Below are 15,459 nucleotides of genomic sequence, written 5' to 3'. Positions count from 1 at the left end.
GGCGCCGCCATTTCGTTTTTTGAGCATCCAGCCGTATGGGAACCAGCATGAGCACTGATACTTCCGCCAGCCAGGCATCCGCCCCGCGCTACATCATGATGAACGACACCGACAATGTCGCCATTGTCGTCAACGACGGCGGACTGCCGGCCGGCACCGTCTTCCCGGACGGTCTGACCCTGGTCGACCGTGTCCCCCAAGGTCACAAGATCGCCCTGCGCGACCTCAAGCAGGGCGAAGCCATCGTGCGCTACGACGTGGCCATCGGCTATGCCGTGCGCGACATCCCCAAGGGCGGCTGGATCGAGGAATCGCTGGTGCAGATGCCGCCCGCCCGTGAGCTCGACAACCTCCCCATCGCGACCAAAAAGCCTGCACCACAGCCGCCGCTGGAAGGCTATACCTTCGAGGGCTATCGCAATGCCGATGGTTCGGTCGGCACCCGAAATCTGCTGGCCATCACCACCACCGTGCAGTGCGTGGCAGGCGTGGTGGAACATGCGGTCAAGCGCATCCGTGCCGAGCTGCTGCCCAAGTATCCGAACGTGGAAGACGTGGTGGCGCTGGAACACACCTATGGCTGCGGCGTGGCCATCGATGCGCCCAATGCCGGCATCCCCATCCGCACCTTGCGCAACATCAGCCTGAACCCCAACTTCGGCGGCCAGGCCATGGTGGTCAGCCTGGGATGCGAAAAGCTGCAGCCCAATCGCCTGCTGCCGGAAAACATGATCCCCATCCACAAGCAAGGCGAGCCTTATGTGGTCTGTCTGCAGGATGCGGAACACGTCGGCTTCAATTCCATGATCGATTCCATCATGAACATGGCCGAGGCGCGCCTGACCGAGCTCAACAAGCGCCGCCGCGAAACCTGCCCGGCCTCCGACCTGGTGGTGGGCGTGCAGTGCGGCGGCAGCGATGCCTTCTCGGGCGTGACCGCCAACCCGGCGGTGGGCTTCGCCACCGACCTGCTGGTGCGCGCCGGCGCCTCGGTGATGTTCTCGGAAGTGACCGAGGTGCGCGACGGCATCGACCAGCTGACCTCGCGCGCAGTCAATGAAGAAGTGGCCCAGGCCATGATCCGCGAGATGGACTGGTACGACAATTACCTCAAGCAAGGCGGCGTGGACCGCAGTGCCAACACCACTCCCGGCAACAAGAAGGGCGGCCTGGCCAACATCGTCGAGAAGGCCATGGGCTCCATCGTCAAGTCGGGTTCCAGCCCCATCTCGGGCGTGCTCTCGCCGGGCGACAAGCTGCAGCAGAAGGGCCTGATCTACGCGGCCACGCCGGCCTCCGACTTCATCTGCGGCACCCTGCAGCTGGCTGCCGGCATGAATCTTCACATCTTCACCACGGGCCGCGGCACGCCCTATGGCCTGGCCGCGGTGCCGGTCATCAAGGTCGCCACCCGCAATGATCTGGCGCGGCGCTGGCATGACCTGATGGACGTCAACGCCGGCCGCATCGCCAGCGGCGAGGCCAGCATCGAAGATGTCGGCTGGGAGCTGTTCCAGCTGATGCTGGACGTGGCCAGCGGCAAGAAGCGCACCTGGGCCGAGCAATGGAAGCTGCACAATGCGCTGACCCTGTTCAACCCGGCGCCGGTGACCTGATCCTCCCTTGGGGCCCGCTTGCGGGTCCTTTTTTGTTCTTCACTTGCTACTTGTTACTTGTTTCATCCGTACGCCCACAACAATATGGTTCGCCAGGAGACAGCATGAGCAGCAGCCTTCCCCCTTCTTCCCGCCTCGCCACCTTGATTGCCACCTCCGCCCTCAGCCTGGCGACCAGCCATGCCGGTGCCGCCACCATCGCCTACGTTTCCCATGCCGACAGCCAGGACATCTACGTCCTGCGACTCAACAACGATGGCAGCGTCAACCTGATCGACAAGGTCGATACCGGCAGCACCGTGATGCCGCTGGCCATCAGCCCTGACCGCAAATACCTCTATGCGTCCCTGCGCCGCGAGCCGTATGCGGTGGCCAGCTATGCCATCGATCCCGCCAGCGGCAAGCTCAAGGCGTTGTCCAAGGCGCCGCTGGCCGACAACATGGCCAATATCGCCACCGACCGCAGCGGTCGCTACCTGCTGGCGGCGTCCTACTTCGGCAACAAGATCTCGGTCAATGCCATCGGCAGCGACGGCGCCGTGCAGACGCCGCCGCTGGCGGTGATTCCCACTGGCAAGAACGCCCACTCGGTGCAGGTCGATCCTGCCAATGCCTTCGTCTTTGCCAGCAACCTGGGCAGTGACGTGATCCTGCAATACCGTTTCGATCCTGCTTCTGGCGCGGTCACGCCCAATACGCCGCCCTCGGTGGCGAGCAAGGCCGGGGCCGGTCCGCGTCACTTCGTGTTCTCGCCCGACCAGCGTTTCCTCTATTGCGCCAATGAACTCGACGCCACCGTCAGCACCTATGCCTATGACCGCCAGGCTGGCACGCTGACCCTGCTGGGCAGTGACTCGGCCTTGCCGGAAGGCTTCCAGAGCAGCGAACAACTGGCCGCTGCCGACCTGCACCTGACCCCGGATGGTCGCTTCCTCTATGCCACCGAGCGCACCTCCAACACCCTCACCGGCTACCGCGTGGACCGCGCCAGCGGCAAGCTGACCCGCATCCTCAACATCCCCACCGAAACCCAGCCACGGGCTTTCAACATCGACCCGCAAGGGCGCTACCTGCTCGCCGTCGGGCAAAAGGCTGGCCTGACCAGTTATGCCATCGATGCCGCCAGCGGGACGCTGACGCCCTTGTTCCGCTATACCCTGGGCCGCAATCCGAATTGGGTCGAGATCATCGACCTGCCCTGATCGCCTCGGGGCCGGAGTTGGCTCTCCGCCATGTTCCGGCCCTGAGCGGACGAAGGGACTTGCCTTTCCGATAAGTCTGTTTTTGTGCAATCTTTCATATGCTTGATCCAAAACAGGCAGGTCACTTCCTGACCGCTGCACAATGGCGCAAGGTCAGGCGCTGACCGCCCTATCCGGGAAATAGGGGTGGTTTTGGTCAGTTTGCCGTCTTATGGGGGAGACGGGGGCTGATGTATCGTCGGGGCAATAATTCATTTCTTGTGTTGTACAAAAACTAAGCGGAGAGAGGGAATGCGGAATCTGACGGTTCGCTTCAGCCTGATGAGCGCGCTTGCGCTGTTTTCATGCATGATCGTGGTAGGCGCTGGGGTCGGTATCTTTGCCCTTGGCCGGGCCAACCACGCCACGGAATATGTCCATGAGATCACCGAGCGCGCCTTGCTGATCAACGATGCATACAAGGACACCACCCGCACGCGTGCAGCGCACGGGCGCATGTATGCGACCCTGATGGAAAAGGGTGACCAGGCGGTGATCGATTCTGCGTTGAAGAGCGCAGAGATGACTTATGAGCGCAGCCTGAAATACCTCGACGAGTATGCCAAGCTGCCCGATCTGGAGGGACAGGATCCGGCGACCAAGACCGAGCTCCTCGAATCCGCCAAGGCATTGAACGAGGTCCTGAAGAAGGCCACCGACCTGCTCAAGGCAGGCGACGCGGCCGGCTACTCCCAGCTCAACAACAACTTCATCAGCAAGGGTGGCGCGCGTTTCTCGACCGCCCTGGATGCGTACCAGAAGCGGGCGATGGAGCTCAATGACAATGTCACTACCCAACGCCAGCGTGAATACAACCTGGTGGTCTGGCTGGTCGTGACCGGCCTGATCGGCGCCATGTTCCTGGTGGTGGGCGTGCATTTCCTGTTGCGCAACATCGTCCTCACACCGCTCAACCGCGCTGTCCACCTACTGGACCTGGTGGCCAATGGCGACCTGACCACCAAGGTGGAAGTGGCAAGCAGCAATGAGATCGGCCGTCTGTTCTCGGCCATCCGCAGCATGCAGCAAGCCTTGCTGACCACCGTCTCGCGCGTGCGCAGCAGCTCCGACAGCATCGACACCAGCGCCAAGGAAATCGCGGCGGGCAACATGGACCTGTCTTCGCGGACCGAGCAACAGGCCAGCTCGCTGGAAGAGACCGCCGCCTCGATGGAAGAACTGACCGGCACCGTCAAGCAGAATGCCGAGAACGCCTTGCAGGCCAACCAGCTGGCGCATTCGGCTTCGTCCACCGCCAGCAAGGGCGGCGAGGTGGTCTCCCAGGTGGTTGATACCATGCAGGCCATCAATGATTCCTCGCGCAAGATCGTGGACATCATCAGCGTCATCGACGGCATTGCTTTCCAGACCAACATCCTGGCCTTGAACGCCGCCGTGGAAGCGGCACGCGCTGGCGAGCAAGGGCGCGGCTTTGCCGTGGTGGCGTCGGAAGTGCGTTCGCTGGCCCAGCGCTCGGCGGCCGCCGCCAAGGAAATCAAGTCGCTCATCGATGACTCGGTGGAAAAGGTCGAGGCCGGCAGCCAGCTGGTCGAGCAGGCCGGTGCGACCATGAGTGAAGTGGTCACCAGCGTGCAGCGCGTCACCGACATCGTCGGCGAGATCGCCGAAGCCAGCCGTGAGCAGAGCACCGGGATTGAACAGGTCAATCGCGCCATCACGCAGATGGACGAAGTGACCCAGCAGAACGCTGCGCTGGTGGAAGAAGCGGCCGCTGCGGCCCAGTCCCTGCAGGCGCAGGCGACCAACCTGGTCGGTGCAGTGAGCATCTTCAAGATCGAGGCGCACCAGGTCGCGCCGGCGGGCAAGCCGGCTTCCAAGCCGCGCGCAGCCCCGGCGGCCCGGCCCGTGACGACGCCGCAAGTGGCGGCGCCTGCCGCTCCAGCGGTGACAGCGGCGGCGCCGTCCTCTCCTGCGTCAGCTCCCAAGAGCGCGCCCAAGCTGCCGCCAGCGCCTCCCAAGGCTGCAGCCAAGCCGGCCAGCAGCCGCGCCAAGGACGACGCCCAGGACTGGGAAGAGTTCTAAGCCCGGCGTCTTTGCTCTACAGGTAAAAACCTCCGCAGCGATCCTGCTGCGGAGGTTTTTTTTCGTCTGTCTGCCTGCCATGCGGCCAGGTCCGTCAAGTCCGCTAGCCAGGCAGCGGATGCAAAAAGGGCCGCCCTGTTCTGGCGGCCCTTGGTTCTTGCGGCTACGGCAGACGCTTATTGCGGGCCGAGCTTGTTCATCAGTGCGGCCAGTTCTTCGTGCTCTTCAGGCGTGCAATCAGTCAGCGGGGTACGCACCGGACCGGCGTCATGGCCGGCGATACGGGCGCCCGCCTTGACGATGGACACGGCATAGCCAGCCTTGCGGTTGCGGATGGCCAGGTAGGGCAGGAAGAATTCATCGATCAGCTTGCCCACGGTGTCATGGTCTTCCTTGGCGATGGCCTGGTAGAACTCCACGGCGGTCTTGGGGATGAAGTTGAACACCGCCGAGGAATACACCGGCACGCCCAGCGCCTTGTAGGCCGCTGCATACACCTCTGCGGTCGGCAGGCCGCCCAGGTAGGTGAAGCGGTCGCCCAGCTTGCGGCGGATGTGGACCATAGGCTCGATCTCGCCGATGCCATCCTTGAAGCCGATCAGGTTGGGGCAACGGTCCGCCAGCTTCTGCAGGGTGTCTGCGTTGAGCTTGCAGACGGCGCGGTTGTAGATGATCACGCCAAACTTGACTGACTTGCAGACCGCCTCGACGTGGGCGGCGATGCCGTCCTGGCTGGCTTCGGTCAGGTAGTGCGGCATCAGCAGGATGCCGTGCGCGCCCAGGCGCTCGGCTTCCTGGGCATAGGCGATGGCGGCGCGGGTGGAGCCGCCCGCGCCGGCGATGATGGGCACCTTGCCACGGCAGGTGTCGACGGCGGTGCGGATGATGTCCGAATACTCGCCCGGGACCAGCGAGAAGAATTCACCCGTGCCGCCGGCGGCGAACAGGGCGCTGGCGCCGTACGGAGCCAGCCATTCCAGGCGCTCGATATAGGTCTTCGGGCGGAAGTCGCCCTGCTCGTCGAAGTCGGTCAGCGGGAACGACAGCAGGCCGGAAGAGAGGATCTGTTTGAGGTCTTGGGGAGTGTACTGGGACATGTTTTCGCTCGACGCCGTTAAGAATTGGAAATGGGAAGGATTGGAATGGCTACCAATGCTCTGTTGCTCTGCTGCTCGGTGTGTCTCTAGATCTCTATCCGATCAGGATATCAGTCATCGTACAACATAAGATTTCAGAAATCCAGCACTTTTTTGCCGCGCTTTGATGCGTGCTAATGGAGGGGATGACGAGCGCTGTCCTGGGCAGGAGAGGCGGCAGGAGGGGGTAGGGCCGGGGAAGGAGGCTGAAGGGGAGATGCAGGAGGAAAGCACCTTGCCAAGTCCCACGCTGTCCCGGTCCTGCGGTGAACCGGAGCAGCGTGGGTGTGCCGATCAGGCCGCGCTGGCGCTGCCCGATTCGGCTTCCTGTTGCGCGCGACGCAGGCGTTCGCGGCTGTTGGTGAGGTGGTTGCGCATGGCGGCGCGGGCGGCCTCGGCGTCGCCGCGGGCAATGGCTTCATAGATGTCTTCGTGCTCGCGCTGCACCCGGTCCAGGTAGCTGGCTTGCTGGTCATGGGCCAGCTCGGCCGTGTTGATGCGCTTGCGCGGGATCACGCCCATGCCCAGGTGGCTGATGATCTCGATGAAGTAGCGGTTGCCGGTGGCGTTGGCGATGGCGAAGTGGAAGCGGAAATCCGGCCCCACGGTGTCGCCGCCGCCTTGCTGGTTGGCGCGGAACAGATCAAGCGCCTCGCGGATTTCCTGCAGCTGTTCCTCGGTGCGGCGGGCCGCGGCCAGGCCGGCGATTTCGGTTTCCAGGCTGATGCGCAGCTCCAGCAGCGCCAGCAGGTCGCGCATGGTGGTGATGGTGGCCGGATCGATGTTGATGTTGCCGCCTTTCTTGGCCTCCAGCACGAAGGTGCCGATGCCGTGGCGGGTTTCCACCAGGCCGGCGGCCTGCAGGCGCGAGATGGCTTCGCGCACTACGGTGCGCGACACGCCCTGGGTCTGCATGATCTCGGATTCGGTGGGCAGCTTGTCTCCGGGCGTGAGGCTGCCATTGCTGATCATCGCGGTCAGCGCGGCCACCACCTCCTGCGACAGGCTCTGTGGCTTGCGGCGCGGGCGCAGCAGGGGGTTGGGGGTATCGCTTACATCCATATCGTTCTAGTTTGAGTGGCGGCGCGGACCGGGCTTGTGGTTGTTCGGTCAGTCCGCATGACGCCTGATGGAAAAGTTCGGCACATCTTACCAGATCGATAAGTGGCCAATCCTGAACATGCCGGCCCAAAGCGTGAGATTAGCGCAATTTGCGGAGGAGGTCAGACAAGTTTCACCGCAATATGAAGGAATGATGATCTGGGTCGGTGCTTGTACCTGACAGAATTACTCGGGTTTGCTATACTTGACTCAAATATTCGGGAATTCAGGGCCAATCGGTTCACTTGTTTCTGGAGCGGAATTCATGCGTCTAACCACCAAAGGTCGTTTTGCCGTCACGGCGATGATTGACCTGGCCTTGCGCCAGGGCAAGGGTCCCGTCACGTTGTCGGCCATCAGCGAGCGCCAGGAAATTTCTTTATCATATCTGGAGCAGTTGTTCGGCAAGTTGCGGCGGCACCAGATCGTCGAGTCCGTGAGGGGGCCTGGCGGTGGTTACAACCTCGCCCGCAAGGCCGCCGATGTCTCGGTGGCCGACATCATCATCGCGGTGGACGAACCGCTGGATGCGACCCAGTGCGGCGGCAAGGAAAATTGCCACAGCGCTTCGCATCCCGGCGGCGCACGCTGTATGACGCATGACCTGTGGTCCACCCTGAACGAAAAGATGGTCGAGTACCTGGATTCGGTGTCGCTCCAGGATCTGGTCGACCAGCAAAAAGAACCCAAGCCGGCGGAACACCGTGCCGCCGACTCGCAGAGCGTGGTGGTGATGCACCGCCCGCAAGCCGCAGCCTGATTTGGAGCAAGCACACATGAACGCACCCCTGGAAAAAAGCCTGCTGGAGACCATCAAGGCTCCGCACTTCCCGATCTACATGGATTACTCGGCGACCACCCCGGTCGATCCGCGCGTGGCCGACAAGATGATCCCCTACCTGCGCGAGCAGTTCGGCAATCCCGCCTCGCGCAGCCACATGTATGGCTGGACCGCCGAGAAGGCCGTGGAAGAGGCACGTGAAGAAGTGGCCAAGCTGGTCAACGCCGATTCGCGCGAGATCATCTGGACCTCCGGCGCCACCGAGAGCAACAACCTGGCCATCAAGGGCGCAGCGCAGTTCTACAAGTCCAAGGGCAAGCACATCATCACCGTCAAGACCGAGCACAAGGCGGTGCTGGACACCTTCCGCGAGCTGGAGCGCATCGGTTTCGAAGCGACCTACCTGCAGCCGCAGGACAACGGCCTGGTGACGGTCGAACAGATCGCCGCAGCCGTGCGTCCGGACACCATCCTGGTCTCGGTCATGCTGGTCAACAACGAAATCGGCGTGATCCAGCCGGTGCCGGAGATCGGCGAGTTCTGCCGTTCCAAAGGCATCATCTTCCACAGCGACGCCGCGCAAGCGACCGGCAAGGTCAAGATCGATCTGGAAAACTGGAAGGTCGACCTGATGAGTTTCTCGGCCCACAAGAGCTATGGTCCCAAGGGCATCGGTGCGCTGTACGTGCGCCGCAAGCCGCGCGTGCGCATCGAAGCGCAGATGCACGGCGGTGGACACGAGCGCGGCCTGCGCTCGGGCACCCTGGCCACGCACCAGATCGTCGGCATGGGTGAAGCCTTCCGCCTGGCCCGTGAAGAGATGGACAGCGAACTGGCCCGCATCCGCGCGCTGCGCGACCGCCTGGCCAAGGGCCTGCAAGAGATCGAAGAGACCTACATCAACGGCGACATGGAGCACCGCGTGCCGCACAACCTGAACGTGAGCTTCAACTACGTGGAAGGTGAGTCGCTGATCATGGCCATCAAGGATATCGCCGTCTCATCCGGTTCGGCCTGCACCTCGGCCAGCCTGGAGCCGTCCTACGTGCTGCGCGCCCTGGGCCGCAGCGATGAACTGGCGCACAGCTCGATCCGCTTCACCATCGGCCGCTTCACCACCGAGGAAGACATCGATTTCACCATCGCGCTGATCAAGAGCAAGGTCGGCAAGCTGCGCGAGCTGTCCCCGCTGTGGGACATGTACAAGGACGGCGTGGACCTGTCCACCATCCAGTGGGCGGCCCACTAACCAGGACTTTGCCAGCCATCGCCAGCAGCCGCAGTAGAGCAGGGCAAGGGCGATGGAGGAAACCATCATCTAGGGAGCAAGAACATGTCTTATTCGGAAAAAGTACTCGACCACTATGAAAACCCCCGCAACGTCGGCGCCTTCGAAAAGGGTGACGAGACCGTGGGTACCGGCATGGTCGGCGCGCCCGCCTGCGGCGACGTGATGAAGCTGCAGATCAAGGTGGGCGCCGATGGCGTCATCCAGGATGCCAAGTTCAAGACCTATGGCTGCGGTTCGGCCATCGCCTCGTCTTCCCTGGTGACCGAATGGGTCAAGGGCAAGACCCTGGACGAAGCGCTGTCCATCAAGAACACCCAGATCGCCGAAGAACTGGCGCTGCCGCCGGTGAAGATCCACTGCTCGATCCTGGCCGAAGACGCCATCAAGGCAGCGGTGCAGGACTACAAGGCCAAGCACGGCGCGGAACAGAAGGCTGCCTGAGCGGCCCTTTCCGACAGCAGCACTCGCGGTTTTCGATTTCGTAAGGCAAGCATCATGGCAATCACGTTGACAGAGAAGGCAGCAAAACACATCAGCCGCTACATGGAGCGCCGGGGCAAGGGCATCGGCCTGCGCCTGGGCGTGCGCACCACCGGTTGTTCCGGCCTGGCCTACAAGCTGGAGTATGTGGATGAACAATCGTCCGAAGACACCGTCTTCGAGTCGCATGGCGTGCGCGTCTTCGTCGATCCCAAGAGCTTGCCCTACATCGATGGCACCGAGCTGGATTTTGCCCGCGAGGGTTTGAATGAAGGCTTCAAGTTCCAGAACCCCAACGTCAAGGACGAGTGCGGCTGCGGCGAAAGCTTCCGCATCTGAGTCGTCTTCCTGATCCTTGTCGATGCCGTCGCGCCGGCTTTGCGGTGCAGGCGGCCAGTGCTTAGCCGGCTCGTGATAGCCTTGTGACAGCCTCGTGATCGCTCCATGCGGGGCCGCCCGGTCACCGCGCCGTCCCTGATGTGCCAAGCCTGTTGCAGTCCGACAGGCTTTTTATTTTTCAGCCATGCAAAACCACTACGACCTGTTCCAGTTGCCGCAACGTTTCGCCATCGACCTGAAGGCGCTGGAGCAGGCTTTCCATCGCGTGCAGAGCCAGGCCCATCCGGACAAGTTCGCCCACGCCAGCGATGCCGAAAAACGCGTGGCCATGCAATGGGCCACGCGCGCCAACGAGGCCTACCAGACGCTGAAGCATCCCTTGAAGCGCGCGCGTTACCTGTGCGAACTGCACGGCGTGGACCTGCAGACCGAATCCAACACCGCCATGGCCCCGGCCTTCCTGATGCAGCAGATGGAATGGCGCGAGACCCTCGATGACGCCAAGGCGGCCAAGGACATCGACGCCCTGGAACAGCTCAACGCCGAACTGCTGGCCGAGAAGAAGGCCGAGATCGGCCGCATCGAAGCGCTGCTCGATACCGGCGACTACGCCGCGGCCGGCAAGCTGGTGCGCCAGCTGATGTTCCTCGACAAGTTCGGCGCCGAGATCGGCGATGCCTTCGCCCTGATCGAAGGCTGAGCTCGGGAGCCGCCCATGCCTGACCTGATCCTGTTCCTGCTGGCCGCGATGACGCTGACCCTGGCCCCCGGCCCGGACAACCTCTACGTCCTCACGCGCGGCATTGCCCAGGGCCGCAAGGCCGGCCTGGTGGCCGCCGCCGGTTTTTGCTCGGGACTGGTGTTCCATACGCTGCTGGCGGTGCTGGGCTTTGCCGCCCTGATCAAGGCCTATCCGCCGGCCTACCACGCCCTGCAATATGCGGGCGCGGCCTACCTGGCCTACCTGGGCGTGCGCACCTTGCGCTCGGCCTCGGCAGGCCTGGCGCTGGCCGCAGACGGGCAGGGCGCGGCCGCAGTACCGCTGCGCCGTATCTACTGGCAGAGCGTGCTGGCCAACATGCTCAATCCCAAGGTGACGCTGTTCTTCATCGCCTTCCTGCCGCAGTTCGTGCAGCGGGAAGCGGGTCATGAAGCCTTGCAGATGCTGGTGCTGGCGCTGGTGTTCATTGTGCAGGCCTTTGCCATCTTCAGCGCCATCGCACTTTTTTCCGGCGCGGTCGGCGCGTATTTCCGCCGCCGCGCCAGTGCTTCCGTCCATCTGAACCGCCTGGCAGGCTGTGCCTTCATCGGCCTGGGCATCCGGATGGCCTTACCTGAATAACAGCGAGTCACGTCGCTCAACACTGCTCCACGACGAGTCCAATTCCTATGGCTTTACTGCAGATTTCCGAACCGGGCATGTCCACCGCGCCGCACCAGCGTCGTCTGGCTGTCGGTATCGACCTGGGTACCACCAATTCGCTGGTGGCCACCGTGCGCAACAGCATTCCCGAAGTGCTGGCCGATGACGACGGCCGCGTGCTGCTGCCTTCGGTGGTGCGCTACCTGCCCAATGGCCATGCCAACATCGGCTACAAGGCCCAGGCGGCCCAGACCACCGATCCGCGCAACACCATCGTCTCGGTCAAGCGCTTCATGGGCCGCGGCCTCAAGGACATTGCCCACGCCGAGAACATGCCCTACGACTTCCAGGACCAGCCCGGCATGGTGCAGATCAAGACCGTGGCCGGCGTGAAGAGCCCGGTGGAAGTGTCGGCCCAGATCCTGGCCACGCTGCGCCAGACTGCCGAAGACGCGCTGGGCGACGACCTGGTCGGCGCCGTCATCACGGTTCCGGCCTACTTCGACGATGCCCAGCGCCAGGCCACCAAGGATGCCGCTCAACTGGCAGGCCTGAATGTGCTGCGTCTGCTGAACGAACCGACGGCGGCAGCCATCGCCTATGGCCTGGACAACTCTTCGGAAGGCGTCTTCGCCGTCTACGACCTGGGCGGCGGCACCTTCGATATCTCCATCCTCAAGCTCACGCGCGGCGTCTTCGAAGTGCTGGCCACCGGCGGCGATTCGGCCCTGGGCGGCGACGACTTCGACCATCGCCTGTTCTGCTGGATCAGCCACGAAGCGCAACTGCAACCGCTGTCGGATGAAGATACGCGCCTCTTGATGGTCAAGGCCCGCGAGGTCAAGGAACTGCTCTCCACCAAGGACGAAGTGCAGATCGATGCCGTGCTCAGATCCGGCGAGGAAGTCCACCTGTCGATCACCGCTGCGCAATTCAACGAGATCACCCAGCACCTGGTGGCCAAGACCATGGCCCCGGTACGCAAGGCCCTGCGCGACGCCGGCTTGACGGTGGAAGACGTGGATGGCGTGGTGCTGGTCGGCGGCGCCACCCGCATGCCGCATATCCGCCGCGCCGTGGGCGAGTTCTTCAAGACCAATCCGCTGTCCAACATCGACCCCGACAAGGTCGTCGCGCTGGGCGCGGCCGTGCAGGCCAACCTGTTGGCCGGCAACCGTGCGCCGGGCGACGACTGGCTGCTGCTGGACGTGATCCCGCTGTCGCTGGGCATCGAGACCATGGGCGGGCTGGCCGAGAAGGTCATCCCGCGCAATTCCACCATCCCCTGCGCGCGCGCCCAGGAATTCACCACCTTCAAGGATGGCCAGACCGCCATGGCCATCCACGTGGTGCAGGGCGAGCGCGAGCTGGTGGCCGACTGCCGCTCGCTGGCCCGTTTCGAGCTGCGCGGCATTCCGCCGATGGCCGCTGGCGCGGCGCGTATCCGCGTGACCTACCAGGTCGATGCCGATGGCTTGCTGGCCGTGTCGGCGCGCGAGATGACCTCGGGCGTGGAAGCCTCCATCACCGTCAAGCCCTCGTATGGCCTGGGCGACGACGAAATCGCCCGCATGCTGCAAGAGTCCTTCAGCTCGGCGGACGAAGACATGCAACGCCGCGCCCTGCGTGAAGAACAGGTCGAAGCCGAACGCATCGTCCTGGCCACCCGCTCGGCGCTGCAGGCGGACGCCGCGCTGCTGTCCGAAGCCGAGCGCCAGGCCATTGAAGCGCAGGTGGAGGCGGTAAGCGCCGCTGCCCAAGGTACCGACCACCTCGCCATCAAGGCCGCGGTGGATGCGCTGGCGCATGGTACTGAGGAATTCGCCGCCCGCCGCATGGACCGCAGCGTCCACGCCGCCCTGGCCGGCAAGAAACTGGATGAAGTCGCTTGAGCGGCTTCCTGACCTGAACACTGTAGACAAGACCCGAGAGCCACCATGCCCCAGATCGTCATCCTCCCCCATCCGGTCCTTTGCCCCGAAGGCTCGGTGATCGACGCCCCCGCCGGCAAGACCTTGTGCGATGCGCTGCTGGACAGCGACATCGACATCGAACACGCCTGCGAGAAATCCTGCGCCTGTACCACCTGCCACGTCGTCATCCGCGAAGGCTTCGAGACGCTCGACGATCCGACCGACAAGGAAGAAGACCTGCTGGACATGGCCTGGGGCCTGGAAGCCACCTCGCGCCTGTCCTGCCAGGTGGTGCTGGGTGAAGACGACCTGACCGTCGAAATCCCCAAGTACACCATCAACCACGCCTCGGAAAATCACTGACGCACTGATCCACTGAGGCGTACGTCCGGCGCACACAGCGCCGTGGAGACCGACATGAAATGGACTGATACCCAGCAGATCGCCGAGGAACTCTACGACAAGTTTCCCGAGACCGATCCCAAGACCATCCGCTTCACCGACCTGCATCGCTGGGTGATGGAGCTGGATGGATTTGACGATGATCCCAACCGTTCCGGTGAGCGCATCCTGGAAGCGATCCAGGCAGCCTGGATTGCCGAGGCTGAATGACATCAGCCAGATTGCCGATCGTGACCAACCCCCCGGTCAAAACAACGGCAATCTGGCTCGGATCCAATCCCACTTTGTTGGCGGGATACTCAAGCGCTTTTCGTATTCTGAGTTTTCAGTCACGTCGATATACCGAACGGAGTCGTTTTCGTAGGTCAAGGGCTGATGAAAGCCTTTGCCAGCATACCAGTTGACTGAAAAATACCTCCTGGCGAGCAGCGTACCTTGATCGTTGAACACCTTCAGCTCGATTTTGTCGTCCGTTCCGTCCTGATCATTTCCGCCAGTACCACACATCTGGAATCGATATGACGTTCCGTTCAAGAGTTTTACACCACCGTCCAACGTGTCCGGCCGATTGTAAAAGTCGCAGCGACCGTAGTGGGGTCTTGTGAAATGAATGATCAAGCCTAGCGCAAGAGAAACTAAAAGAGCTAGGCCAAAGAACTTAACGGTTCTGGTCTGCATATCTCTCCAAGGTTGGGGCTGAGCGGCTACAGCAACTTCAAATAAACGGCCTTCGGCTACACCATAAAGTCGCCGCCCTATGATCTTTATCTCGCCGACGGTTGTGGTTGGGATTGAACAGGAGAAAGCGGGCGTCAGGCTCTTCGAATTTTCTAGACAGACCATTGCTTGTGTCCATTGGTTTATGGAACAGGCTTGACCGGTCTTTGGATTCAGAGCATGAGATGGTGGATTAACCCGATCAAGCGCAAATCACGCCTGCTGGTTCTTTGCGCTAGACTATTCGAGCCGAAACATCCTCAAAGGGTGTCTCTCAGAGGTGGCCTCCTGAGACTGATGATGGCTGGCTGTGTTCATATGATCTTTGGCCCACTTGGTTTCCTTGTGGGCTTCGTTGTTGCAGAGTTCATTGCAGTGCTATCCAACAGCAGAAAGGAGGATTTGCTTATGGTGAAGAAGGTATTTAAAGAGGTAATCGCATACGCAAAACGCATCAAAGGGCGCTTCATCGCGTCTTGGGAGGCCCACCTCCCTTCCAGGGATACCCTGCTGACGAGCCTGTGAAAGTCAGGCGAAAAGAAACGTGGGAATAGCTTCGAACCAAGAAAATCTAATGAGCACCGCCGTCGCACAATTCGAGCATTTAATGAGGCAGATGATGTGGCTCGATAGCTTGTCGACGGGCTTAGATCTGCCAGTAGACGAACGATCATTGATCGCTCTTGGATGTTTTGATGTAGCTATTGAGCATCAAGCAGCAATAGCACTTTTATGCTCATCTGAACTATATGGATCTGCCTTCGCGTTACTTAAAGTACTGGTGGAATCCCTGATACGCGGAATCTGGTTACGTCGATGCGCAACTGATCAACAAATCAGAAAATTCAAAACTGGGGATATTGACCGAAGCTTTAAGCAGCTCGTCGCTGACATCGAACCAAAACTAGGGCGTTCGGAAGTATTGTCGTCATTAAAGACCCACGCCTGAAAACTATGAGTGGATTTACTCATACGGGTTTTCACCAGGTATCGCGACGGCATAACAGTGGCAAGGTTGAGGCTAACTATTCAGAGC

General features: G+C 61.9%; 16 protein-coding genes and 1 other RNA gene. 14 read left to right on the top strand and 3 right to left on the bottom strand.

Annotated features, from left to right (window positions below; genetic code table 11):
• Positions 1-47 precede the first annotated feature (47 nt).
• The 3 genes from garD to ACP92_RS15760 all read left to right on the top strand — a co-directional run bounded on the left by garD (position 48) and on the right by ACP92_RS15760 (position 4,900).
• Positions 48-1,616 carry a galactarate dehydratase gene (garD, locus tag ACP92_RS15770; protein ID WP_013235098.1) on the top strand — a complete coding sequence of 523 codons (1,569 nt, stop codon included), beginning with the start codon at positions 48-50 and terminating at the stop codon, positions 1,614-1,616.
• A 104-nt stretch (positions 1,617-1,720) separates the two neighbouring features.
• A complete protein-coding gene (locus ACP92_RS15765) occupies positions 1,721-2,818 on the top strand; it encodes a lactonase family protein (protein ID WP_013235097.1) in 1,098 nt (365 codons plus the stop codon).
• A gap of 291 nt (positions 2,819-3,109) precedes the next feature.
• Entirely contained in the window at positions 3,110-4,900 is a 1,791-nt protein-coding gene (locus ACP92_RS15760; RefSeq protein WP_013235096.1) for a methyl-accepting chemotaxis protein, read from the top strand.
• 176 nt (positions 4,901-5,076) lie between these two features.
• Here ACP92_RS15760 and kdgD read toward each other — a convergent pair whose 3' ends face one another.
• Positions 5,077-5,997, bottom strand: coding sequence for a 5-dehydro-4-deoxyglucarate dehydratase (gene kdgD, locus ACP92_RS15755; RefSeq protein WP_013235095.1), 921 nt, complete (start codon positions 5,995-5,997; stop codon positions 5,077-5,079).
• Between the two features lie 333 nt (positions 5,998-6,330).
• Positions 6,331-7,098: a FadR/GntR family transcriptional regulator gene (locus ACP92_RS15750; RefSeq protein ID WP_048348595.1), complete on the bottom strand. Its 768-nt coding sequence runs from the start codon at positions 7,096-7,098 to the stop codon at positions 6,331-6,333.
• A gap of 304 nt (positions 7,099-7,402) precedes the next feature.
• On the opposite strand from ACP92_RS15750, the gene iscR reads away from it, so the two are divergent.
• From iscR to iscX, 9 genes are all read left to right on the top strand, one after another.
• A complete protein-coding gene (gene iscR / locus ACP92_RS15745) occupies positions 7,403-7,897 on the top strand; it encodes a Fe-S cluster assembly transcriptional regulator IscR (protein WP_013235093.1) in 495 nt (164 codons plus the stop codon).
• Between the two features lie 16 nt (positions 7,898-7,913).
• The gene (locus tag ACP92_RS15740; RefSeq protein ID WP_013235092.1) at positions 7,914-9,167 is read left to right on the top strand and encodes an IscS subfamily cysteine desulfurase; all 1,254 of its coding nucleotides are present in this window, start codon (positions 7,914-7,916) and stop codon (positions 9,165-9,167) included.
• A gap of 84 nt (positions 9,168-9,251) precedes the next feature.
• A complete protein-coding gene (gene iscU, locus ACP92_RS15735) occupies positions 9,252-9,650 on the top strand; it encodes a Fe-S cluster assembly scaffold IscU (RefSeq protein ID WP_008330359.1) in 399 nt (132 codons plus the stop codon).
• A gap of 54 nt (positions 9,651-9,704) precedes the next feature.
• Positions 9,705-10,028, top strand: a complete 324-nt coding sequence (gene iscA, locus ACP92_RS15730; RefSeq protein ID WP_006712826.1) for an iron-sulfur cluster assembly protein IscA — start codon at positions 9,705-9,707, stop codon at positions 10,026-10,028.
• Between the two features lie 184 nt (positions 10,029-10,212).
• The gene (gene hscB, locus ACP92_RS15725) at positions 10,213-10,728 is read left to right on the top strand and encodes a Fe-S protein assembly co-chaperone HscB (protein WP_013235091.1); all 516 of its coding nucleotides are present in this window, start codon (positions 10,213-10,215) and stop codon (positions 10,726-10,728) included.
• 15 nt (positions 10,729-10,743) lie between these two features.
• A complete protein-coding gene (locus ACP92_RS15720) occupies positions 10,744-11,370 on the top strand; it encodes a LysE family translocator (RefSeq protein WP_013235090.1) in 627 nt (208 codons plus the stop codon).
• Between the two features lie 47 nt (positions 11,371-11,417).
• Positions 11,418-13,283 carry a Fe-S protein assembly chaperone HscA gene (gene hscA, locus ACP92_RS15715; protein WP_013235089.1) on the top strand — a complete coding sequence of 622 codons (1,866 nt, stop codon included), beginning with the start codon at positions 11,418-11,420 and terminating at the stop codon, positions 13,281-13,283.
• Between the two features lie 45 nt (positions 13,284-13,328).
• The gene (gene fdx, locus ACP92_RS15710; RefSeq protein WP_013235088.1) at positions 13,329-13,667 is read left to right on the top strand and encodes an ISC system 2Fe-2S type ferredoxin; all 339 of its coding nucleotides are present in this window, start codon (positions 13,329-13,331) and stop codon (positions 13,665-13,667) included.
• A 54-nt stretch (positions 13,668-13,721) separates the two neighbouring features.
• On the top strand, positions 13,722-13,916 hold the full coding sequence (iscX, locus tag ACP92_RS15705) for a Fe-S cluster assembly protein IscX (RefSeq protein ID WP_013235087.1): 195 nt from the start codon (positions 13,722-13,724) through the stop codon (positions 13,914-13,916).
• 36 nt (positions 13,917-13,952) lie between these two features.
• Here iscX and ACP92_RS25085 read toward each other — a convergent pair whose 3' ends face one another.
• A complete protein-coding gene (locus ACP92_RS25085; protein WP_013235086.1) occupies positions 13,953-14,549 on the bottom strand; it encodes a hypothetical protein in 597 nt (198 codons plus the stop codon).
• A 121-nt stretch (positions 14,550-14,670) separates the two neighbouring features.
• Here ACP92_RS25085 and ACP92_RS24325 point away from each other — a divergent pair.
• Together ACP92_RS24325 and ACP92_RS24630 are read left to right on the top strand one after the other, a co-directional pair.
• An RNA gene (locus tag ACP92_RS24325) (hammerhead ribozyme type II) lies at positions 14,671-14,736 on the top strand.
• 261 nt (positions 14,737-14,997) lie between these two features.
• Positions 14,998-15,372: a DUF6988 family protein gene (locus ACP92_RS24630; protein ID WP_013235084.1), complete on the top strand. Its 375-nt coding sequence runs from the start codon at positions 14,998-15,000 to the stop codon at positions 15,370-15,372.
• Positions 15,373-15,459: the final 87 nt, after the last annotated feature.

The organism is Herbaspirillum seropedicae (assembly GCF_001040945.1).
Classification (GTDB): domain Bacteria; phylum Pseudomonadota; class Gammaproteobacteria; order Burkholderiales; family Burkholderiaceae_D; genus Herbaspirillum; species Herbaspirillum seropedicae.
The sequence above is the reverse complement of the archived record's forward strand: the minus strand, read 5'-3'. Positions and strand labels throughout refer to the sequence as shown.

Coding starts and splice junctions, on each gene's coding strand:
- garD (WP_013235098.1), top strand. CDS start 48: ATGAGCACTGATACTTCCGCCAGCCAGGCATCCGCCCCGCGCTACATC.
- ACP92_RS15765 (WP_013235097.1), top strand. CDS start 1,721: ATGAGCAGCAGCCTTCCCCCTTCTTCCCGCCTCGCCACCTTGATTGCC.
- ACP92_RS15760 (WP_013235096.1), top strand. CDS start 3,110: ATGCGGAATCTGACGGTTCGCTTCAGCCTGATGAGCGCGCTTGCGCTG.
- kdgD (WP_013235095.1), bottom strand. CDS start 5,997: ATGTCCCAGTACACTCCCCAAGACCTCAAACAGATCCTCTCTTCCGGC.
- ACP92_RS15750 (WP_048348595.1), bottom strand. CDS start 7,098: ATGGATGTAAGCGATACCCCCAACCCCCTGCTGCGCCCGCGCCGCAAG.
- iscR (WP_013235093.1), top strand. CDS start 7,403: ATGCGTCTAACCACCAAAGGTCGTTTTGCCGTCACGGCGATGATTGAC.
- ACP92_RS15740 (WP_013235092.1), top strand. CDS start 7,914: ATGAACGCACCCCTGGAAAAAAGCCTGCTGGAGACCATCAAGGCTCCG.
- iscU (WP_008330359.1), top strand. CDS start 9,252: ATGTCTTATTCGGAAAAAGTACTCGACCACTATGAAAACCCCCGCAAC.
- iscA (WP_006712826.1), top strand. CDS start 9,705: ATGGCAATCACGTTGACAGAGAAGGCAGCAAAACACATCAGCCGCTAC.
- hscB (WP_013235091.1), top strand. CDS start 10,213: ATGCAAAACCACTACGACCTGTTCCAGTTGCCGCAACGTTTCGCCATC.
- ACP92_RS15720 (WP_013235090.1), top strand. CDS start 10,744: ATGCCTGACCTGATCCTGTTCCTGCTGGCCGCGATGACGCTGACCCTG.
- hscA (WP_013235089.1), top strand. CDS start 11,418: ATGGCTTTACTGCAGATTTCCGAACCGGGCATGTCCACCGCGCCGCAC.
- fdx (WP_013235088.1), top strand. CDS start 13,329: ATGCCCCAGATCGTCATCCTCCCCCATCCGGTCCTTTGCCCCGAAGGC.
- iscX (WP_013235087.1), top strand. CDS start 13,722: ATGAAATGGACTGATACCCAGCAGATCGCCGAGGAACTCTACGACAAG.
- ACP92_RS25085 (WP_013235086.1), bottom strand. CDS start 14,549: ATGGTCTGTCTAGAAAATTCGAAGAGCCTGACGCCCGCTTTCTCCTGT.
- ACP92_RS24630 (WP_013235084.1), top strand. CDS start 14,998: ATGAGCACCGCCGTCGCACAATTCGAGCATTTAATGAGGCAGATGATG.